The organism is Enterococcus sp. DIV0210g (assembly GCF_050559705.1).
Taxonomy (GTDB): Bacteria; Bacillota; Bacilli; order Lactobacillales; family Enterococcaceae; genus Enterococcus_B; species Enterococcus_B faecalis_A.
Genome location: NZ_CP187903.1, coordinates 1,850,819 through 1,873,063, shown reverse-complemented (window position 1 = coordinate 1,873,063; position 22,245 = coordinate 1,850,819). Strand labels below are relative to the sequence as shown.

The 22,245-nt window shown below is 40.8% G+C and carries 19 protein-coding genes and 1 other annotated feature; of the genes, 17 read left to right on the top strand and 2 right to left on the bottom strand.

All coding sequences use genetic code 11. The annotated features are described in order from the left end of the window. Positions 1 to 29 precede the first annotated feature (29 nt). The 6 genes from IGI64_RS09090 (at position 30) to IGI64_RS09065 (ending at position 9,724) form a co-directional block, all read left to right on the top strand. Entirely contained in the window at positions 30 to 2,393 is a 2,364-nt protein-coding gene (locus IGI64_RS09090) for an endonuclease MutS2 (RefSeq protein WP_430596455.1), read from the top strand. 87 nt (positions 2,394 to 2,480) lie between these two features. After that, positions 2,481 to 2,795 (top strand): thioredoxin, encoded by a 315-nt coding sequence (trxA, locus tag IGI64_RS09085; protein WP_034861456.1) that lies wholly within the window; start codon positions 2,481 to 2,483, stop codon positions 2,793 to 2,795. Positions 2,796 to 3,436: 641 nt separating this feature from the next. Beyond that, positions 3,437 to 5,215 carry an excinuclease ABC subunit UvrC gene (gene uvrC / locus IGI64_RS09080; protein ID WP_016623408.1) on the top strand — a complete coding sequence of 593 codons (1,779 nt, stop codon included), beginning with the start codon at positions 3,437 to 3,439 and terminating at the stop codon, positions 5,213 to 5,215. Positions 5,216 to 5,392: 177 nt separating this feature from the next. Then, entirely contained in the window at positions 5,393 to 6,292 is a 900-nt protein-coding gene (locus IGI64_RS09075) for an ABC transporter ATP-binding protein (RefSeq protein WP_429940230.1), read from the top strand. Further along, a complete protein-coding gene (locus IGI64_RS09070; RefSeq protein WP_016623411.1) occupies positions 6,285 to 7,550 on the top strand; it encodes an ABC transporter permease in 1,266 nt (421 codons plus the stop codon). The genes IGI64_RS09075 and IGI64_RS09070 overlap by 8 nt, the downstream gene beginning before the upstream one ends. 230 nt (positions 7,551 to 7,780) lie before the next feature. Continuing rightward, positions 7,781 to 9,724 (top strand): fructose-1,6-bisphosphatase, encoded by a 1,944-nt coding sequence (locus IGI64_RS09065; RefSeq protein WP_429940229.1) that lies wholly within the window; start codon positions 7,781 to 7,783, stop codon positions 9,722 to 9,724. A 112-nt stretch (positions 9,725 to 9,836) separates the two neighbouring features. On the opposite strand, the gene IGI64_RS09060 is transcribed toward IGI64_RS09065, so the two are convergent. Then, positions 9,837 to 10,559: a gamma-glutamyl-gamma-aminobutyrate hydrolase family protein gene (locus IGI64_RS09060; protein ID WP_429940228.1), complete on the bottom strand. Its 723-nt coding sequence runs from the start codon at positions 10,557 to 10,559 to the stop codon at positions 9,837 to 9,839. 220 nt (positions 10,560 to 10,779) lie between these two features. Continuing rightward, positions 10,780 to 10,827, top strand: a sequence feature (sodium ion sensor (DUF1646 type); this cis-regulatory element may regulate processes involved in with the transportation of sodium ions). Positions 10,828 to 10,926: 99 nt separating this feature from the next. Here IGI64_RS09060 and IGI64_RS09055 point away from each other — a divergent pair. From IGI64_RS09055 to gloA, 11 genes are all read left to right on the top strand, one after another. Then, positions 10,927 to 11,259 (top strand): hypothetical protein, encoded by a 333-nt coding sequence (locus IGI64_RS09055; RefSeq protein ID WP_034861575.1) that lies wholly within the window; start codon positions 10,927 to 10,929, stop codon positions 11,257 to 11,259. Continuing rightward, entirely contained in the window at positions 11,246 to 13,246 is a 2,001-nt protein-coding gene (locus IGI64_RS09050; RefSeq protein ID WP_429940227.1) for a V-type ATP synthase subunit I, read from the top strand. The genes IGI64_RS09055 and IGI64_RS09050 overlap by 14 nt, the downstream gene beginning before the upstream one ends. Positions 13,247 to 13,264: 18 nt before the next feature. Then, positions 13,265 to 13,735, top strand: coding sequence for a V-type ATP synthase subunit K (locus IGI64_RS09045; RefSeq protein WP_034861458.1), 471 nt, complete (start codon positions 13,265 to 13,267; stop codon positions 13,733 to 13,735). A gap of 12 nt (positions 13,736 to 13,747) precedes the next feature. After that, a complete protein-coding gene (locus IGI64_RS09040; RefSeq protein WP_016623417.1) occupies positions 13,748 to 14,332 on the top strand; it encodes a hypothetical protein in 585 nt (194 codons plus the stop codon). A gap of 11 nt (positions 14,333 to 14,343) precedes the next feature. After that, positions 14,344 to 15,336, top strand: a complete 993-nt coding sequence (locus IGI64_RS09035) for a V-type ATPase subunit (RefSeq protein ID WP_429940226.1) — start codon at positions 14,344 to 14,346, stop codon at positions 15,334 to 15,336. Then, positions 15,326 to 15,637: a V-type ATP synthase subunit F gene (locus IGI64_RS09030; RefSeq protein WP_429940225.1), complete on the top strand. Its 312-nt coding sequence runs from the start codon at positions 15,326 to 15,328 to the stop codon at positions 15,635 to 15,637. The genes IGI64_RS09035 and IGI64_RS09030 overlap by 11 nt, the downstream gene beginning before the upstream one ends. A gap of 19 nt (positions 15,638 to 15,656) precedes the next feature. Next, on the top strand, positions 15,657 to 17,438 hold the full coding sequence (locus IGI64_RS09025) for a V-type ATP synthase subunit A (protein ID WP_429940224.1): 1,782 nt from the start codon (positions 15,657 to 15,659) through the stop codon (positions 17,436 to 17,438). After that, positions 17,431 to 18,807, top strand: coding sequence for a V-type ATP synthase subunit B (locus IGI64_RS09020; protein ID WP_429940223.1), 1,377 nt, complete (start codon positions 17,431 to 17,433; stop codon positions 18,805 to 18,807). The genes IGI64_RS09025 and IGI64_RS09020 overlap by 8 nt, the downstream gene beginning before the upstream one ends. Positions 18,808 to 18,812: 5 nt before the next feature. Further along, positions 18,813 to 19,448 carry a V-type ATP synthase subunit D gene (locus IGI64_RS09015; RefSeq protein WP_034861462.1) on the top strand — a complete coding sequence of 212 codons (636 nt, stop codon included), beginning with the start codon at positions 18,813 to 18,815 and terminating at the stop codon, positions 19,446 to 19,448. Positions 19,449 to 19,477: 29 nt separating this feature from the next. After that, entirely contained in the window at positions 19,478 to 20,845 is a 1,368-nt protein-coding gene (locus IGI64_RS09010) for a TrkH family potassium uptake protein (protein ID WP_429940222.1), read from the top strand. Between the two features lie 125 nt (positions 20,846 to 20,970). Next, positions 20,971 to 21,345: a lactoylglutathione lyase gene (gloA, locus tag IGI64_RS09005; protein WP_429940221.1), complete on the top strand. Its 375-nt coding sequence runs from the start codon at positions 20,971 to 20,973 to the stop codon at positions 21,343 to 21,345. 75 nt (positions 21,346 to 21,420) lie between these two features. Here gloA and yidA read toward each other — a convergent pair whose 3' ends face one another. After that, on the bottom strand, positions 21,421 to 22,230 hold the full coding sequence (gene yidA, locus IGI64_RS09000; RefSeq protein WP_016623425.1) for a sugar-phosphatase: 810 nt from the start codon (positions 22,228 to 22,230) through the stop codon (positions 21,421 to 21,423). Positions 22,231 to 22,245: the final 15 nt, after the last annotated feature.

Below are 22,245 nucleotides of genomic sequence, written 5' to 3'. Positions count from 1 at the left end.
TTTACTTTTAAAAGACAGCAGGTGAAAAAATGAACGAACGGATTTTAGAAACATTAGAATTTGAAAAAGTAAAACAAATGATCCGGCAGTATCTTGTCACTGCCCAAGGAAGCGAAGAATTGGCGCAATTGATGCCAGTCAGCGACCTTGACCAAATCAGCAAATGGCTGCAGGAGACAGAAGACGGATTGAAGATCCAGCGTTTGCGCGGGGGAATCCCGATCCCTAAAATCGAAAATATCCGTCCGCACATGAAACGGATCGAGATTGGTGCAGATTTGAATGGCATCGAATTAGCACAAGTTTCCAGAGTCCTTTCCACAACAAGCGAATTGACCCGTTTCCTGAATGATTTGAGAGACAGCGAAGTGGAATTTTATCGTTTATATGAATGGGCAAAACAACTAGTCACAATCCCAGACTTGAACCGCCGCTTAAAAGAAGCAATCGACGAAGATGGTCGAGTGACAGATGAAGCATCACCTGAATTAAGAACGATCCGCAACAATATCCGCCGCAGTGAACAAACGATCCGAGAACAATTGGACGGACTTGTCCGCGGAAAGAATGCTAAATATCTAAGCGATGCAATCATTACGATGCGGAATGAAAGATATGTTATCCCTGTGAAACAAGAATACCGCGGTGTATTTGGCGGTGTCGTCCATGATCAAAGTTCTTCAGGACAAACTTTATTTATCGAACCAAAACAAGTGGTGGAAGCGAATAACCGTTTACGCCAGCATCAAATCGCAGAACGTAACGAAGTACAGCGGATACTTAGTGAATTATCAGCTGAATTAGTGCCTCATCGTACAGATATCCTTCATAATGCATATGTGATCGGGAAAATGGATCTGATCAATGCGAAAGCACGTTTTGGTAAAGAACAAAAAGCCGTCGTTCCTGAAATCAGCGAAGAAAACCACGTGTACTTGAAAAAAGCCCGCCACCCATTGATTGATCCAGAAAAAGTCGTTCCTAATGATATAACGATCGGAAAAGATTACCAAGCAGTCGTGATCACTGGTCCGAATACAGGTGGTAAAACGATTACGCTGAAAACACTCGGTTTGCTGCAGCTGATGGGACAATCAGGCTTGCCGCTGCCAGTAGAGGAAGAAAGCCGGATCGGTATTTTTGAAGAAGTTTTCGCCGATATCGGAGACGAACAATCCATTGAGCAAAGCTTGTCTACTTTTTCTTCCCACATGACAAATACTGTGGATATTTTAGCAAAAGTAAACGAACGAAGCTTAGTTCTTTTTGACGAACTAGGAGCAGGAACAGATCCGCAAGAAGGGGCAGCTTTAGCGATCTCAATCCTAGACGACTTAGGAAAAAAATCCGCATACGTTATGGCTACGACGCACTATCCGGAATTAAAAGTCTATGGCTATAATCGAGCAAATACAATCAATGCAAGTATGGAATTTGATGTAGACACATTAAGCCCAACCTATCGCTTGCTGATTGGCGTCCCAGGACGAAGCAATGCTTTTGAGATCTCCAGCAGATTAGGTCTTGATCCGCAAATCATCGATGAAGCAAAACAGCTGATGGATGATGAAAGCCAAGACTTGAACGAAATGATTGCTGACTTGGAGAACCGAAGAAAAATGGCAGAGACCGAGTATCTTGAAATGCGTCATTACGCTGAAGAAGCCGAACAGCTTCAAAAAGAACTAAAAGAAGCTTACAGTTATTTCTTTGAAGAGCGGGAAAAAGAAATGGCAGATGCCCGGAAAAAAGCTAACCAAGTAGTCTCCGAAGTAGAGGAAAAAGCAGAAAAAATCATTGCTGACATTCGAAAAATGCAGCAAGCAATCGGCAACGGCGGCGTGAAAGAACATCAACTGATCGATGCAAAAACGCAATTAGCTGATCTGCACCAAGAAGAAACATTGAAGAAAAACAAAGTTCTGAAAAAAGCCAAAGAACAGAAAAAACTGAAAGTCGGCGATGAAGTCCTCGTCAATACGTATGGACAAAGAGGAACGTTATTGAAAAGTAACGGGAACAAGCAATGGCAAGTCCAGATCGGTATTTTAAAAATGAATCTATCTGAAGATGAATTGACACCAATCGCACCACAGAAAGAACCTGCCCAACGTGTGATCCATACCGTACGCTCTGAAAGCAGCGGCGGCGTTCCAAATCAGTTAGACCTTCGAGGCAAACGATATGAAGAAGCATTAAGCGAAGTTGACCAATATCTTGATGCGGCGATCTTAGCTGGGTATCCGCAAGTGACCATCGTCCACGGGAAAGGTACAGGTGCTTTGCGTCAAGGAATCACGGAATATCTTAAGAATCATCGAAGTGTCAGCAGCTATGAGTTTGCACCGCAAAATCAGGGCGGTAACGGGGCTACGATTGTGAAATTCAAGTAAATTCTTACTAAAGGTAAGCAGAAGATTCGTTTCTTAAAGCAACCAGTGCTATAATGAAAACACTAAATAGGTATGGAGGTATTTTTTATGAGTCAACCAATCACAGATCAAACATTCAACCAAGAAACAGACAGCGGTTTAGTCTTAATCGACTTTTGGGCAACATGGTGTGGTCCATGTCGTATGCAAGCACCAATCTTGGATCAATTATCAGAAGAATATGGTGAAGAAGAATTAAGAATCGTTAAAATGGATGTGGATGAAAACCCAGAAACACCACAACAATTCGGCATCATGAGTATCCCAACGTTGATGTTGAAAAAAGATGGACAAATCGTAGAAAAAGTTGTCGGAGTGCATTCAAAAGAGCAATTGCGACAAATGATTGAACAATACGTATAAGAGGCTGTGAAAAAGCTGTTCAGCTCCGAGCAATAAGACTCTTTTCTCACGAAAAATAGCTTTCTATATTTTTTGTGAGAAAAGCTTATTGCCGAAGGAGTTAGCTTTTGAACACCGTTTAGTAAGAGGTTGTGAAAGAACCGTTCAGCTTCAAGCAGTAACGAAGAAAAACATAAAATAGCTTCTTATATTTTTTGTTTTTTTGAGTTAGTGCCGAAGAAGCTGGTTCTTGAACACCGTTTGATAAGAGGTCATTTTTTCAATGAACTGTTCGACATCGAATCACTTCGTTCTTCGTGTTTCACAGCAATAAGACTCTTTATTCAGCAGTTGGCTATCCTTCGACTTAGCTTGTGTTATCATGCAAGCCAGACAACTGCTGAAACGAGGAAGAAGCCGAGACAAACTGAAGCAGCCCAAAGCAACTGCAGATGCTTTGGACAAGAACCTTCAAACATAAAATTAGGGGATAAGAAAATGCTGAGCCAGCATATTCTTATCTCCTGTTTTTTGTGCTGTATTCGGGAAAGTTCTTTGGCAATTGAAAAAACTATAGAATCTCTTTATAAAACGGTTCAATTTACAACCATTAATATAAACGTGTTATAATGAGGTGGAAAAAATAAGAGAGGAAGTTTTCCGTGAACGAACGAATAAAAAATAAACTAGCACTGCTTCCTGACCAGCCAGGTTGTTACTTGATGAAAGACAAAAACGGCACGATCATCTACGTCGGCAAAGCAAAAGTTCTGAAAAATCGAGTACGCTCTTATTTTACAGGAAGCCATGACGCCAAAACGGAGCGCTTGGTAAGCGAGATTGAAGATTTTGAGTACATAGTGACAGAATCGAATATCGAAGCACTGCTTTTAGAGATAAACTTAATCAAGAAAAATGATCCTAAATACAACATTATGCTGAAGGATGATAAAACGTATCCTTTTTTGAAAATCACAAATGAAAAATACCCACGATTAGTGATTACTCGAAAAGTATTGAAAGATAAAGCAAATTATTTCGGTCCTTATCCCGATGTTGGTGCGGCGAATGAAACAAAAAAAATATTGGATCGTTTGTTTCCTTTACGCAAATGTAAGAAAACCCAAACCAAGGAACCTTGTTTGTATTATCATTTAGGCCAATGCCTGTGTCCGTACTACTTCGATGTAGACCCGAAAGTTTATACAAAAATGGTAGAAGAAATCAAACATTTCTTGAATGGCGGATATGGAGAAATCGAAACACAAATCCGAGAGAAAATGCAAAAAGCGGCTGAAAACATGGAGTTTGAAAAAGCAGCGGAGTACCGTGACCAGATTCGTGCCATTGAAACGATTATGACAAGACAAAAAATGACCAATGCTGACTTGATCGACCGTGATGTATTCGGTTATGCAATTGACAAAGGGTGGATGTGTGTACAGGTGTTTTTTGTACGTCAAGGAAAATTGATTGAACGGGATGTGTCGATTTTTCCATTTTATAATGATGCGAAAGAAGATTTCTTGACCTATATTGGCCAATTTTATCAAGAAAATGAACACTTCATTCCGAAAGAAGTATTGATTCCTGATGATATCGACAAAGCCAGCGTAGAAGCATTACTGGAAACGAAAGTCATCCAGCCGAAACGCGGCGAAAAGAAAAAGTTAGTGAATCTAGCAAGCAAAAACGCATCTGTGGCGCTAAATGAACGGTTTGATTTGATTGCGAGAAAACAAGAACGAACAATCGGAGCCGTAGAACGACTAGGAAATGCAATGAATATCCCAGCGCCGATTCGTATCGAATCCTTTGATAATTCAAATATCATGGGGACAGATCCGGTTTCTGCAATGGTCGTGTTTATTGACGGAAAACCAGCCAAAAAAGAGTATCGGAAATACAAAATCAAAACGGTAAAAGGCCCCGATGATTACGCTTCGATGAGGGAAGTAATCTATCGACGTTATTCGCGTGTTATCCGAGAAGAACTTCCATTACCAGATTTGATCCTAATTGATGGAGGAAAAGGACAAGTCGATGTAGCAAAAGATGTGCTGATCAATCAATTGGGTATCGATATCCCGGTAGCCGGAATGGCAAAAAACGACAAACACCGAACCAGTGAATTGCTGTTTGGACCAAACCTTGATGTAGTGCCTCTTGAGCGTAATTCGCAGGAGTTTTTCTTGTTGCAGCGAATCCAAGATGAGGTCCACAGATTTGCGATTACTTTCCATCGGCAATTAAGAAGCAAAAACAGTTTTGCTTCAAGATTAGATGGGATAGAAGGGCTAGGACCTAAACGGAAAAAAACATTATTGAAAGAATTTAAGTCTTTGAAAAATATTACGGCAGCCACTGTCGAAGAACTCCAAGTATCAGGATTGCCGAAAAATGTAGCCGAAAATGTCTATAAAACGTTGCATGAAGGATAAATGATAAAATAATAGGGCGCTTTACAAAAACAGTAAAGTGTCCTATTATTTTTGTATGTGCAAAAAGAAAGCAGAAGGCGCAGGTGCGTTCTTGTCAGTAAAAAATCTTTTTTCACAAGCAACGCTGAATACGCTTTTAAATAACGATGATATACTTTGGGGAAAAGGAGTGAACACATGTTAGAGGTAAAAGATTTAGTCAAGACATTTGGCAATTATACAGCCGTTGATCACCTATCTTTCACGATTCCTGACGGGAAAATCATGGGATTGATCGGGCAAAATGGAGCTGGGAAAACAACGACCTTTCGTTTGATATTAGATTTTTTGACACAAGATCAAGGAGAAGTTTTATGGAACGGCCGTCCACTAGACGAAAAAGATTATGACATGATTGGCTATCTGCCAGAAGAACGGGGATTGTATCCCAAAGTAACGATTCAAGATCAGTTGATCTATTTCGCCGAATTACGTGGGAAAACAAAGAAGGAAATCGAACCGAAAATCGATTTTTGGATGGAAAAGTTTCAAGTAAAAGGAAAGAAAACAGATAGAGTCAAATCTTTATCGAAAGGAAATCAGCAAAAAGTACAGCTGATTGCTACTTTGATCCATGAACCAAAATTGATTATTTTGGATGAACCATTTAGCGGACTTGACCCAGTTAATGCTGAATTATTAAAAGACGGGATCATTGAACTAAAGAAAAATGGTTCTTGTGTCATCTTTTCAAGTCATAACATGGATAACGTAGAAAAAATCTGTGATGACTTGATCATGCTTCGTAATGGAAAAACAGTTTTAAATGGAAAAGTACATGAGATTCGTGAATCATTTGGACGAACAAAAGTCTTTTTAGAATCAGGGATGACAAAATCAGAAGTAGAAGAAATCGAAGGCGTCCAGCTTGTTGAAAAACGAGAAGATGGTTCTTTAGAAATCACTTTGTCTTCGCCAGAAGCTGGGAAAGAAATCTTTGCCAGAGCAACAAGCAGAGGCTATATCCCAATGTTCAACCAGCAGCCGCCTACTTTGGAAGAGATATTCAAAATGAAAGCAGGTGAAACAGATGCGTAAATTCTGGATCATTGCAAAAGACGTTTATTTAAAGAATGTCAAATCGATTTCTTTCTTGATCATGATCTTAGTCCCTTTTATTATGGGCGGAATCGTATATATTGCAGGAAACTTTGCTCAAAACAACCGTGACGTCAATGAAATCGCACTTGTCACTGAAAACCCGCAAGTGGCTCAATATCTAGAACAAACAGAAAACAGTGAATTCAAGTTCAAGAGTATTGACTCTGTAGAACAAGCGCAGAAAGCAATGAAAGATGAAGAAGTTGACGCTTATCTTGTGGTAGAGGAAAAGAACAATGAACTCTCTGGAACTTTATATAGCGAAAACTCTCTTGGGCAAAGCACACAGCTTCTGCTCCAACAGCAGTTAACTGGTATCCAGTCGATGGGACGGGCAAGTTCTCTAGGCTTATCAGCAGAAGAAGTTGCTAGCTTAAGTCAGCCGGCAAAATTGGAGCGCCAAAAAGTCAGTTTTGATAATGCAGGGAAAATGGTGATTGGCGAAGACAATTCAGCGGTTCAATATGCCATCAGCTATGCGGCTACGATTGCATTATTCATCGTTATCTTGACTTATGCACAAATCATCGCGCAGGAAATTGCTTCAGAAAAAGGAACAAGAATCATGGAAGTCATCCTTTCAAGTACTACGGCACAGAAACATTTTTATGGAAAATTGGTCGGGGTCTTACTTGTTGCAGTGACACAAATGGCATTATACGGTGTGATTGGTGTAGTAGGTTACAATCAATTCAAAGATATGGAAATCGTGAAGACGTTCTTAAATGAGTTTTCATTAGATGCACTAGTTGGTCCATTTTTATGGTACTCTCTATTGTTCATGCTGTTTGGTATCCTGATTTTTTCTGTATTGGCAGCATTGTGCGGTTCTTTGGTCAACAAAGCAGAAGATACAGCAAAAGCGATTTTGCCAGTGACTTATTTGTCATTAGGCGGTTATCTGCTAGGATTGGTCTTAGGAGCATCTGATCCAAATAATATCGTTATCCGAGTGACTTCATATATACCATTCTTATCTTCTTATATCATGCCCGTTCGTTTAGCGAATGAAACAGTAGAAATAAGCGGTGTGCTTGTTTCTCTTGGGTTATTAATAGTTGTAACGATCTTGCTGACACTGTTCTCAGCGAATCTATACAAATCAAACGTTCTTGTATACAGCGAAGGCGGTATCTGGAGTTCATTGAAACAATCCATCTCTATTTTAAGAAATGAACGAAAGAAAAAAGCATAACCCAGTTTTTTAACAAAATATGAATAGCAGAAGCTGCAGTTAGGCGGTCTCGAAATCGAAAGGTTTAGGGAACAGTTGCTTAACCTAGCAGCTTCTTTTTTATATAAGTGTTATTTAAAAAAACAAATAAAAGTATATAGACCTATATTTTCATTTTAGTTTATTTTTGTTGAAAAATAAGAATTTTAGTGTATTATTTAAGATATACCAATTTAGAGAAGAGGCGGATCATGGATAATTATTTATCGCTGTTAGCAGAGAAGTTTCCGACAAAAGAATCTGTAGTAACTGAGATCATTAATTTGGAAGCGATTTTAGCATTGCCGAAAGGAACCGAATTGTTTTTGAGCGACATTCATGGTGAATTTGCTGCTTTTGACCATATCTTGCGCATTGGTTCAGGAAATTTAAAAGAAAAAATAAATGAATTATTCAAAGATCGTTGTTCAGATGATGACCTTAACGAATTAACACTTTTTGTGGCTTATCCTGAACAAGGGGTAACAAATGACTGGTATCAGAAGCAAGATAAAGGAACGCTCATTCAGTATCTGATTGAACTTCTACGTTATACAACGGTAAAATATACCCGCTCAAAAGTACGAAAAGGACTGCCGACTGAATATGCGTATATCATTGAAGAACTGCTGTACATCGATGATCGGCTGACGGGGAAAAAGGATTACGCTGAAAAAATCATTGAACAATTGAATTTGATGGAGGAAACGGAAAAATTTTTGATCAAGCTGGCGTATACTATACAAGAAGCGGTGATTGATCATCTGCATGTCGTCGGGGATATTTTTGACCGAGGGACAGATGCTGCGCAAGTCATGGACCGTCTGGAAGCTTTTCCTTCAGTCGATATCCAATGGGGAAACCATGATCTTTTGTGGATCGGTGCATTTTGCGGTTCAGAAGCTTGTTTGCTGACCTTATTGAGGATTGCTGCGAGATATAATTATTTGTTTGATTTGGAAAAAGAATACGGGTTGAATCTCCGGCCATTATTTTCTTTTGCGCATCGTGTTTATCAGAAAAATGACCGATTTGAACCAAAAAACAGCGAACAGCTTTCGAAAATGGAGAAGGAAGAACTAGAAAAAGTCCATCAAGCGTTGGCAATCATGCAATTCAAATCAGAGGAACAACTTTTGACACGTCGGCCCGAATTTGATATGGATTATCGGAAACTTTTGCATCAAATCGATTATGAAAACAATCAGCTTACACTAGAAGGCGAAACGTATAGAATCCATCAACCTTGTTTTCAAACGATTACGCCAGAAACACCTGAAAAATGGCAAGAGGAAGAACGTTATGTGATCGAAAATCTGATGTACTCGCTCCAATATTCACCAAGGATGCAGAAACATATCCGCTTTTTATTGGAAAAAGGCAGTATGTATTCACTATATAATGATCATCTGCTGTTCCATGGTTGTTTGCCGATAGATGAAAAAGGAGATTTTTTGAAGTTGACTTTTGATAAAGAGTATTCAGGCGCATCACTCCTTCGTTTTTTTGAGAAACAGATTCGACAAAGCGCACAGAATCTGGAACTGCGGGAAGATTTTTCAACAGATATGATCTGGTATGCGTGGAGCGGACCGATCTCTCCGTTATTTGGAAAATCAAAAATGGCGACGTTTGAACGTTACTTTTTAGATGAAAAAGAGACACACAAAGAACACAGCAACCGTTATTACGAATTGCGAAATGAAGAATCTTTCAGTAAAAAAGTACTTGAAGAATTTGGATTAGACAAAAACGGCTCTGTTATCATCAATGGACATACACCAGTCAAGGTTCGCAAGGGAGAATCGCCGATCAAAGCAAATGGAACGGTCTTCGTGATCGACGGCGGATTATCGAAAGCTTATCAAAAAACCACAGGGATCGCCGGCTATTCGTTATTGTGTAATTCCTATGGTTTCCAAATCGTCACGCATTACCCCTTTGTACCATTAGAGAATGGAAGAGCAGATAAAGAACGGTTCCCGTATGTCAAAAGGGTCATTGACCAGCAGCTTCCGCGGAAATTGAATCGGGATACAACCAAGGGAACAAAATTAAAAAAACAAATCGAACAACTCAAAGAATTGCTGGCTGTTTATCAAACAGCCAAGCAAAAAGAGATCGACTTTTCTGCTTATTTTTCGAACAGAGAATAGCAGGCTTCAGCGAGACTTCATGAAAAATAAAGTCTCGTTGGATACATAAAAACTCCGCAACATTGGAAGTTGTGGAGTCTTAGATCAGCTGTCTTTTTTTACCAAAAAATAGTTAAAATTCTTGCACAAAGTAGTTGAACAAGCCTTGTTCAAGCGGTTCAACATGGTGGCGAAGTTCAGGATGCCATTGCACACCGATGATTTTTTCGTCAGGCTGCTTGCTTTCGACGGCTTCGATCGTGCCATCATCCGCCCAAGCTGCAGCTTTTAAAGAAGGTGCTAAACGTTTGACCGCTTGATGATGGTAAGAGTTGACCATATATGTCTCAGGCAGCAATTTACTGAATCGGCTTTCTTGGTCGATTTGGACAGAATGCGTAGCGAAACGGCCATCTGTAGGCTGTTGTTCATGTTTGACGGACCATTCTGAATAAAGAGACAAATCTTGATATAGGGAACCGCCAAGTACGCTGTTTACTAGCTGCATGCCGCGACAAACGGCCATAATCGGTTTCTTCTGTTTGATGGCTTCAAGAACGAGCGCTTTTTCGAAAGAATCACGGTCAAGATTTGTCATACCTAATTTTGGATGCGGCTGCTCGTCATATAGACTTGGATCTACATCTTGTCCGCCAGCTAATAACAATTTATCGATTTGTCGAATATACGCTTCTGCTAAGTCAGGAGAACCGATCGGCAATACGATAGGCAGCCCGCCAGCCTCCTGTACGGCATTGACGAATCCTTGCGGTGTATAAGTTACTTGGTTGCCATTGAAAACAGCCGCAGATTCCAGCAGCTGGTTGCCGGCGATTCCGATAAGTGTTTTTTTCATAATATGTACCTCCTGATTTTCAACTCATGGTGGACTTATTGTATCAGGTTGTTATTATTTTTTGAAGGAAAGCGACTGGGAAAGTGAAAAAGGAGGTACCATTGTTTTTTTCGATTTTCTATCTGTTTTTTCAGAGAATGAAAGTCTTATATGTAGGGATTTTTTGACTTGAAGGCGGCTGTGTTTTTTGTTAAACTAAAATCAAATAGAATTAAAAAATGGTTGGGCGCAAGCTTCAAGGATCATGTTCTTCAAGGGGTGAGAAGAACGATTTTTGAGAGTGCCCGCAATCATTATGCCAGAATCTTTAAGGGGCGCATACTTTCAAAATAGAAAGCATGTGTCTCTTTTTTTATGCAGAAAGGAAGTGAATCAATTGCTCGAAGCACTGGAAAAAATCCGGCAAGCAGAAGAAAAAAATGCACAAAAAGCAAAAGATCTGCAGCAGGAAATAAGTAACTATGCCAAACAAAAAAATCAGGAAATCGAAGCGATGCAAGCGGCTCGCCGCCAACAGCTGGCCAAGTTTTCTGAAGAAAAAGAACAAAAAGAGCAGCAGCTTTTAGAATCAGAAAAAGAAGTGCTGTTAAAAGAAGCCGCAGAAATACGAGAAAATTTGGAAAAACGATATGAACAGCATCAGGAACAGGCGACAGATGCAATTATTGAAAGGGTGAAACAATTATATGGCCGTCACTAAGATGGAGAAAGCAACCCTTATCACCGATAAAAAAAATCAAGAATTGCTTTTGCAAACGGTCCAAGGTTTGCAAAATGTTGAGATTCGCGACTTGTTCAAAGAATCTGACAGCAATCAATGGGTCGGCGACTACTTTATGGATATTGATGCACTAGATGCTCAAAGCAGTCTGCAGCAGTTGGAACAGCAATTAGTGAAAATCAACGAAGCGATCCAATTCGTGGAACACTATGGCGACAGCAAAGCGAAAAAACATCGCTTGAAACGCCAAGCACTTTCGCTGCAAGAGTTGGAAGCTGTTCATTCTGAGGAAATATTTGACAAAGAACTAACAGAGATATTGACTCTGAAAAAACAATGGGAACTTCTGGAAGAAAAGAATCAGCAGCTTTTGGAAGAAGAAGAACAATTGACGATTTGGCAATCGCTGGATCTTGACCCAAATACCTACCAAAGCAAAGAAACAGTCTTGAAAATCGGCCGAATAAGCACAACGAATGTTGAAGCGTTCAAAGAAGAACTGCTGCAAACAGGAATCGTAGGCTTGGAAGAAATCTATTATTCCGAAAAACAGACAGCCCTTGCTTACGTTACATTGAGATCCGCACTTTCTGAAATAACGGCAATCGCCAGCAAGTATGGTTTTTCAGAAGAAGAGTATCCTTTTTCCGGACAACCAAAACAAGTCTTGGCGCAAGTGAAAGAAAGCTTGAATTCATTATGGGAAGAAAGGCAGAAATTGACTCGGAAAATCGGTGAAAAAAATGAAGCGATCCACCGTCTGCAATGGGGGGAAGAAGTTGCCTTAGCGAAGATCGAGCGGGAAAAAATCAAAGAACGGTTTATCCACGCACGTTATCTGATCGTTTTGCAAGGCTGGATCGATGTTGAAGAAAAAGAAGCATTTGTCCAAACAGTCCAAGAATATTTGGAAGAGGACCAAGTTTATCTGAGTTTTGATGTACCAACGAAAGGTGAAATCCAAGAAGAAGTGCCGACCAAATTACGCAATCATCCAGTGGTCGCACCTTTTGAGATATTAACTGAGATGTACAGTTTGCCTAAATACGAAGAAATTGACCCGACGCCTTGGATGACGCCGTTTTACTTGGTCTTTTTTGGAATGATGGTGGCAGATATCGGTTATGGATTGGTCATGCTGATTGCAACGATCTTAGTCCAAAAACTCACTGTATTACCACGAGGGATGCAGCGATTTATGAAATTTTTTGAGATCCTGTCTATCCCGACAATCATCTGGGGCTTGATCTACAGCTCATTCTTTGGACAGGCGTTACCAAAAGAGATTTTTGGTTTGAAACTCCCATTCCCGATTTTATCCACAACAGAAGATGTGAATACGATCTTGATTTTATCCGTCGTGTTTGGATTGATCCAGATTTTCGTCGGATTGTTTGTCGCAGGAAAAGAACACATCAAGAGAAAAGAATACTTGTCAGCTGTCAGCGAAGGTTTTGCTTGGCAAGGAATTCTTGGCGGAATAGGGATTGCAGCAGCTGGAGCATTATTGCTGCATAATTCTCTCGTCACTTACGGAGGAGCAGCTTTAGCGATTTTATCTGCACTATGTATCTTGGCAGTGCCGATCATCCAATCTTCTTCAAAAGTAAAGGGAGCAGCCAAGGGAGCCTACAACCTTTATGGAATCACTGGGTATATCGGTGATTTGGTTAGTTATACTCGTTTGATGGCTCTCGGGATATCTGGCGGAAGTATTGCTGCAGCGTTCAATATGCTGGTTGCATTTATGCCGCCTGCTGCACGGTTTAGTGTCGGTATTTTACTGATTATTGCGCTGCATGCATTGAATATGTTTCTTTCGCTTTTGGGCGCGTATGTCCATGGCGCAAGATTGCAGTATGTCGAATTTTTCGGCAAATTTTATACCGGCGGAGGCCGGGCGTTTGATCCGTTTCGAACAGCGGAAAAACATGTCAATATCACTGAAAATAAAAAACATAAATAATTGGAGGAATTTTTTACAATGATGGATTACTTGATCAACCAAAATGGCGGAATGGTCTTCGCAGTAGCTGCGATGGCGACAGCAACGATTTTTTCTGGGATTGGTTCAGCAAAAGGCGTCGGTATGACAGGGGAAGCAGCAGCGGCATTGACGACAAGCCAGCCCGAAAAATTTGGACAGGCGCTGATTTTACAGCTTTTACCAGGAACACAAGGTCTTTACGGTTTCGTTATCGCCTTTTTGATTTTTATCAATCTAAGCGGAGATATGTCAGTTATTCAAGGATTGAACTTTTTAGGGGCTTCCTTGCCGATCGCATTCACTGGTTTGTTTTCCGGAATCGCTCAAGGAAAAGTTGCGGCAGCTGGTATTCAGATTTTAGCGAAGAAACCAGAGCATGCAACAAAAGGGATCATCTATGCAGCAATGGTCGAAACATACGCGATTTTAGGATTTGTTATCTCATTCCTATTAGTATTGAACGCGTAAGGAGGTTGGACGATGGATGCCATTGAAAAAATCATCTTGCAAATGGATGAAACGGCACAAGCAGAAAGAACAAGCTATGAACAAACAGAACGGGCAAAGATCGACCAGGAATTTGAACAAAAACGAACGCAGGTAGAAAACGACTATCAAAAACAATTAAAAAAACAAACAGAATTGCTTGATAAAAAATATCGGCAATTGAAAAACCGCCAGCAAGTAGAAATCAGACAAGAAACCTTGAACGAAAAGCAGCGATTTCTACATCATTTATTCGCTGAATCAACGAAAAAAATGGAAAGCTGGGATGAAAAAGAATTCCAATCTTTCACTGAGCAAGCGCTGGAAAAATTGGACTTGTCTGGTGAGATCCAACTGATTGCGGGGGAAAAATCTGAAGCTTATTTTACAGAAAATTGGCTTGAAAAATTGAACCAAAAACTCTCTTTTCGTTTAGTGAAAAGCAGCCAGATCATCCCAAAACAAGCCGGTTTTCTTTTGGATGACCAAGGCGTACAGTACAACTTTATTTTCAGCCATTTGATCCAAGATCTGCAAGGAACGATGGGCTATGAGATCGCACAGCAATTGTTTGAGTAAGGAGGGATCAGATGAAGACAAGCTATCATGAATTAAATCCGCTGATCAGGGGAAGAGAACTTGAACTTCTTTCGGCAGAGGATTTTGAACGAATGATCCAAGCAAATTCTGTTGCAGCAGTTGGAGAGATTTTGAAAACAACTGTCTATAGTCCCTATATCTATGAGGGTTTTGAACATGAATTTGAAGAAAATCTGCAAAAAGAGCAGGAAAAATTGTTTAGTTGGCTAAAAGAAACTTCCCCAGAACCTGAAATTGTTTGGATATACACGATGCGCTATACCTTCCACAATTTAAAAGTACTGACAAAAGCAGAATTGACAGGTCAGGATCTTGATCACTTATTTATCTATGACGGCTTCTATTCGTTGGAGGCTGTCAAAGATGCGATACATACCCAAACTTCTGCTGAGCTGCCTCAAAGTGTGATGGATAGTATTGAAGAAGTGAAAGAGTATGTGGAAGAATCAACGATTTTACAAGGTATCGATGTAATCTATGACCGTCATTTTTTAAAAGAGCAGCGTCGTTTAGGAGAAAAATTAGGCTACCAAGAGTTGTTGGATGAAATCATCGCATTTATCGATCTGACCAATCTGACAACGACTGCTAGAGGTATCTTACAACATCGGACACATGGGTTTCTGACAGCGGTACTCTCTAGTTCAGGAAGTATCTCAAAAGAAACATTGCTGACATTTGTTGGGGAGGATCTGGCAGACTTTACTGAATTTTTACGTACGACAGATTATGGTGAACTTTTAGAACCAGCAATCAAAGAAGGAAGAATCGATTTAGCTGCTGCGGAACGAATCAAAGATGACTATTTGAGCTCCATGTATCAAGCCGCTCAAACACAAGCTTTCGGGCCTTTGCCGTTATTAGCTTTTTTAAACGCAAAAGAAGTCGAAAGCAAAAATCTGCGTCTGCTGGTCGTTGGGAAAAGAAGTTCATTTGGAGAAGAAAAAATCAGAGAAAGGATGAGACAAGTCTATGGCGCATAAAATCGGGGTCATCGGTGACAAAGATTCTGTCTTGCCTTTCAAATTATTCGGATTCGATGTGCGATATGCTGTATCTGATCGAGAAGTTCGTAAAGGAATTGAAGAAATGGCACAAAAAAATTACGGTGTTATTTATATCACAGAACACTGTGCTTCTCTAAGTCCTGAAACAATCGAACGCTATAAAGAAAAAATGATGCCAGCAATCGTCTTGATCCCAAACCATACAGGAACATTGGGGATAGGGGCAGAAGAAATCCAAAAAAATGTCGAAAAAGCAGTTGGACAAAATATCTTATAACACAAAGGAGATAAAAACGTTGCAAATTGGAAAAATCATAAAAGTCTCCGGTCCTTTGATCATGGCAGAAAACATGTCAGACGCCAGTATCCAAGATATGTGCCTTGTAGGGGACATCGGAGTTATTGGAGAAATCATTGAGATGCGCGGAGATGTAGCATCGATCCAAGTTTACGAAGAAACTTCAGGTATTGGACCGGGGGAACCCGTTCGTTCAACAGGGGAAGCTTTATCTGTGGAATTAGGCCCGGGTATTCTTTCACAAATGTTTGACGGTATCCAACGTCCTCTTGATACCTTTATGGAAATCACGCAAAGTAATTTTCTGGGAAGAGGCGTACAGCTTCCTGCTCTTGACCACGAAAAAAAATGGGTGTTTGAACCTAAAGCAGCAGTCGGGATGAAAGTATCTGCAGGTGATATTCTTGGAACAGTGGATGAAACAAAAGTAATCCAGCATAAAATCATGGTTCCGTTCGGTGTGGAAGGAACAGTCAAAAAAATCGATTCAGGTTCGTTTACAATCGATGAAGTGATTTGTGTGATCGAAACAACAGAAGGCGACAAAGAATTGACGATGCTTCAAAAATGGCCGGTTCGACGTGGACGCCCAATCAAAGAAAAAATGAACCCGAATGCACCAATGATCACGGGTCAACGTGTCATTGATACATTTTTCCCAGTAGCAAAAGGCGGTGCGGCAGCAGTTCCTGGTCCATTTGGTGCCGGGAAAACAGTGGTCCAGCATCAAATTGCTAAATGGGCGGACGTGGATCTAGTTGTTTATGTAGGTTGCGGAGAACGCGGAAATGAAATGACTGATGTTTTGAATGAATTTCCAGAATTGATTGATCCGAATACTGGTGAATCACTGATGGAACGGACAGTATTGATTGCAAATACGTCCAACATGCCTGTTGCGGCTCGTGAAGCTTCTATTTATACCGGGATCACGATTGCTGAGTATTTTAGAGACATGGGCTATGACGTAGCAATCATGGCGGATTCTACTTCACGTTGGGCAGAAGCATTGCGGGAAATGAGCGGCCGTTTGGAAGAAATGCCAGGGGATGAAGGCTATCCAGCATATCTTGGTTCTCGTTTGGCAGAATATTATGAACGTTCTGGAAGAGTGGTTGCGTTGGGCTCTGATAACCGTGAAGGCAGCATTACAGCCATTAGTGCCGTTTCTCCTTCTGGCGGGGATATTTCAGAACCCGTTACACAAAATACTTTGCGAGTGGTAAAAGTGTTTTGGGGATTGGATTCTAGTTTAGCGCAAATGCGTCATTTTCCTTCGATCAACTGGCTTCAAAGTTATTCGTTGTATTCTTCTGAGATTGGACGATACATGGATCAGATTTTACAAGAAGACTGGTCATCAATGGTCACAGAAGGAATGCGGATCTTGCAGGAAGAGTCTCAATTAAACGAAATCGTTCGTCTGGTGGGGATCGACTCTCTTTCGGATAATGATCGTTTGACATTAGAAGTAGCAAAATCGATCCGAGAAGATTATCTGCAGCAGAATGCTTTTGATGATGTAGACACCTTTACTTCCCGTCAAAAACAATTCAAAATGCTGCAGCTGATTTTGACCTTTAACGAAGAAGGCAGACGAGCATTGGAATTAGGTGCTTATTTGAGTGAGATCATGAATGGAACAGTAGAACTGCGGGATCGTATAGCACGAAGCAAATATGTGTCAGAAGCAGAGTTAAGCAAACTGGACGATATTTTAGCAGAAATCAAACAAACGATCCAAATAATCATTTCAGAAGGGGGCATGACGAATGATTAAAGAATATCGGACAATCGGTGAAGTCGTAGGCCCGCTGATGGCTGTCGGAAAAGTATCCGGTGTAAAATATGAAGAATTGATCGAAGTTCGCATGCAAAATGGCGAGATTCGCCGCGGACAAGTGCTGGAAGTCCATGAAGACAAAGCAATGGTCCAAATCTTCGAAGGAACAAGCGGAATCAATCTTCGAGACTCAGCTGTGCGCTTTTTAGGTCATCCGCTGGAATTAGGCGTTTCAGAAGATATGATTGGGCGTGTTTTTGACGGACTGGGACGTCCAAAAGACAATGGACCTGAACTTTTGCCGGAAAAAATGCTGGATATCAATGGGGAAGCTTTGAATCCTGTTGCCAGAGATTATCCAGATGAATTTATCCAAACAGGTATTTCGGCAATCGATCATTTGAATACATTAGTACGAGGTCAAAAACTGCCAGTATTTTCTGGATCAGGACTTCCTCATAAAGAACTAGCTGCGCAAATTGCGCGTCAGGCTTCTGTTTTGAATAGTTCTGATGATTTCGCCGTTGTTTTTGCAGCAATCGGGATCACCTTTGAAGAGGCAGAATTTTTCATGGAAGATTTCCGTCAAACAGGGGCCATCGATCGTTCTGTTATGTTCATGAATTTGGCGAATGACCCAGCAATCGAGCGGATTGCTACACCAAGAATGGCTTTGACTGCGGCTGAATATCTGGCCTATGAAAAAGGAATGCATGTATTGGTGATTATGACAGACATGACGAACTATGCTGAAGCACTGCGGGAAATTTCTGCTGCTAGACGAGAAGTGCCAGGAAGAAGAGGGTATCCAGGGTATCTTTATACCAATTTGGCGACGTTATTTGAACGTGCTGGCCGAATTCGCGGGTCAAAAGGTTCGGTAACGCAGATTCCGATTTTGACGATGCCCGAAGATGACAAAACACATCCGATTCCTGATTTGACAGGCTATATCACGGAAGGACAAATCATTTTATCCCGAGATTTGGATAAGAGCGGTATCCAGCCGCCAATCGATGTACTGCCTTCGCTTTCACGTTTGAAAGACAAGGGGACTGGACCAGGAAAAACCCGTGAGGATCACGCAGCAACCATGAATCAGCTGTTTGCTGCCTATGCTCAAGGGAAGCAAGCAAAAGAATTAGCCGTTGTTTTAGGTGAATCAGCTCTGTCTGATGTCGACAAAATCTATGCGAAATTTGCAGATCGTTTTGAAAAAGAATATGTAAATCAAGGGTTTTACACCAATCGGTCGATCACAGAAACATTAGATTTGGGCTGGGAATTATTGGCAATGCTGCCAAGAACAGAAATGAAACGAATCAAGGATGAAATGATCGATAAGTATTTGCCGGAAAGGAAGTGATTCTGATGGCACGATTGAATGTCAATCCTACGCGTATGGAATTGACGCGTTTGAAAAAACAGCTGACTACGGCAACCAGAGGACATAAACTTTTGAAAGACAAGCAAGATGAGCTGATGCGTCAGTTCATTCTGCTGATCCGGAAAAACAACCAGCTTAGACAAGAAGTGGAAGCTGCATTGCAATCTGCGATGGCGGACTTTGTTTTGGCAGATGCCGCAATCAATGAATCGTTTATCGAAGAATTATTTGTCTTGCCGGCAGAAAATGTCGAATTATCGATTGTTGAAAAAAACATCATGAGCGTCAAAGTACCGCTGATGAATTTTCAATATGATGAAACATTAGGCGATGCACCATTAGAGTATGGCTACCTTAATTCTAATGCGGAATTGGATCAATCCATCGACCAATTTACACAAGTGCTCCCTAAATTACTGGAGCTGACAGAAATCGAAAAAACATGTCAGCTGATGGCGAGCGAGATCGAAAAGACACGGCGTCGCGTCAACGCGTTGGAGTATATGACGATTCCCCAACTAGAAGAAACGATTTATTATATCCAAATGAAACTTGAAGAAAATGAACGAGCAGAAGTCACTCGTTTGATCAAAGTCAAAAATATGGGCACCGCCAAATAGCGGTGTCTTTTTTCAAAGAGGCAAAAGACATGTATAAACGATATAAAGAGAGAAAACAAAACAACCGGCCGCTTTCGCCAGTCCAATTATTGGCGCTGGGCTTCTTTGTACTTATTTTATTAGGCGGAAGTTTGCTGACTCTGCCGATTTTCAGCAGAACGAATGAACCGACACCGTTTATCGATGCGTTATTTACAGCAACGTCAGCGATTTGTGTGACAGGATTGACGACTGTTTCTACGGTGGAACATTGGAATGAATTAGGTCAATTCATTATCATGCTGATGATTGAGATCGGCGGCTTAGGTTTTATGATGCTGCCGATCATGTTTTTCGCATTGCTGCGGAAAAAAGTCAATTTGAGTACCCGAATCGTTTTGAGGGAAACATTGAATTTGGAAGAGATGTCTGGCGTGATGAAGTTGATGCTCTATATTTTAAAGTTTGCTTTCGTGGTCCAATTTATCGGGGCTGTGGCATTGGCTTTTGTATTTGTCCCGGAACTTGGCTGGGTAAAAGGGCTCTGGTATAGTCTTTTCCATGCGATTTCCAGTTTTTGTAATGCTGGTTTTGATTTGCTGGGAGATAGTTTAGTCGGGTATCAGAACAATGTTTATTTATTGATGGTGGTTTCTGTGTTGATTATTGCTGGCGGTCTGGGTTTTATTGTGTGGCGGGATATCTTGAGTTATCGCCGCTTGCGAAAATTGACTTTGCATTCCAAGCTTGCTCTCACGGTGACAGGGATTTTGCTGGCGGGCGGTTTTCTTTTGTTCCTTTTGACCGAACAGAATGGTGTTTCATTGGTAAACAGTGATTCTGGGTTTGCACGTTTAGCGAATACCTTTTTTATGAGCGTTACCGCTCGTACAGCGGGTTATTTTTCGATCGATTACATGCAGATGAGCCACGCGGGTTTGATCGTCACGATGATTTTGATGTATATTGGCGGGACGTCAGGATCTACGGCGGGTGGTTTGAAAACAACGACTTTTGCTGTGCTGATGATCCAGATTCGTTCGATTTTCAAAGGAAGATCGAAAGCAGAAGTTTTTGGACGTACGATTCGACCAGCAGCCGTTTTTCGTGCATTTACGTTATTCTTTTTGACACTGACTTTATGTATAGCGGTAATCATGATTTTATCCGTGACGGAAACGATCCCAGACGGACATGGCATCGAATATATCGCTTTTGAGGTTTTTTCAGCGTTTGGTACGGTTGGTTTGACGATGGGATTGACGCCGGAACTGACAGAATTTGGCAAACTTTTGATTATCATAGTCATGTATATCGGAAGAGTAGGAATCTTGACTGTTGCTTTTTCATTGATGACGAAAGCGAGACAGCAAGAAGCAAAATACAAATATCCGGAAGAAAGCGTGATGATTGGTTAATGTCTGTTCCGACTATAAAAATTTTGTTCTCTCATTCAATGAGGAATTTTTAATTTATAGGCACAAACCGTGAAAGCGGGTCTGTTTTTTTGTTATGATAAATAAAAAGAAAGGGGTTTTTACGAATGAAAATGGCACACACTTGCGTCCGAGTAAAAGATTTGGAGGCATCTCTAGAATTTTATCAAAAAGCATTTGGTTTTGAAGAAAGCCGCCGCAGAGATTTTCCTGAAAATAAATTCACACTTGTCTATTTGACATTACCAGGAGATGATTATGAGTTGGAATTGACATACAACTACGATCATGAAGGTTATGATTTAGGAAATGGTTATGGACATATCGCGATTGCGGCTGCTGACTTGGAACAATTGCATGAACAGCATAAAAATGACGGATTGAATGTAACTGATTTGAAAGGTCTGCCTGGCACAGCGCCTTCTTACTATTTCGTTGTCGATCCAGACGGCTATAAAATCGAAGTGATCCGCGAAAAATAATCGTTGGAGAACGATAATAAAAAACGCTTGAAAACATTGTTGTTTTCAAGCGTTTTTTTAATCAAAGGATACTTTCTACAATACGTATTTTTTGATTGCTTCAGCGACACCGTGTTCTTCATTTGAAGCTGTTACAACGTCAGCCGTTTCTTTGACGATTGGGACAGCATTGCCCATTGCCACGCCAAGTCCTGCATATTCGATCATAGACAGATCATTTTCGTTATCGCCGATTGCCATGATTTCGTCTTGGTCGATGCCCAGGTATTGCGCTAAGTTTTCAACTGCAGCGCCTTTGCTTGCTTTTTTGTTCAAAATCTCAAAATAGAATTCTTCACTTTTGACAGTTGTGAATTTATCTCGGAAAGATTGAGGGATACGAGCGATTGCAGCAGCAAGTACTTCTGGTTTATCGATCATCATCATTTTGACGATATCCATATCTGGTGTCATTTCTTCAGGGGTACGGAATTTCAGCGGCATGTTCACCAAACTTGATTCGCGTACTGTATATTCGCTGATGTCGCGGTTTGCTGTGTAAATCGAGTGATCATTGATCGAATGTAGATGACTGCCGACTTTGCGAGCCATCATTTCGATCTCTAGAAAGTCTTCATGTGTCAAACCATGACGCGCAATGATTTTTCCAGATTTTGTTTGTTGGACCAAAGCACCGTTATATGTGATGACATAATCATTGTCTTGGTAAAGATCCAATTCTTTCAATTGTTCAGATACCCCAGGAAGCGGACGTCCTGTACACAAGACGATTGCTACATCTTTTGCAACTGCAGCAGCGATTGCTTCTTTTACTTCTGGTGTCAATTCTCTTTTCTTGTTCAGCAATGTACCATCGATATCGATAGCAACTAATTTGATAGCCATTCATATCCTCCTAAA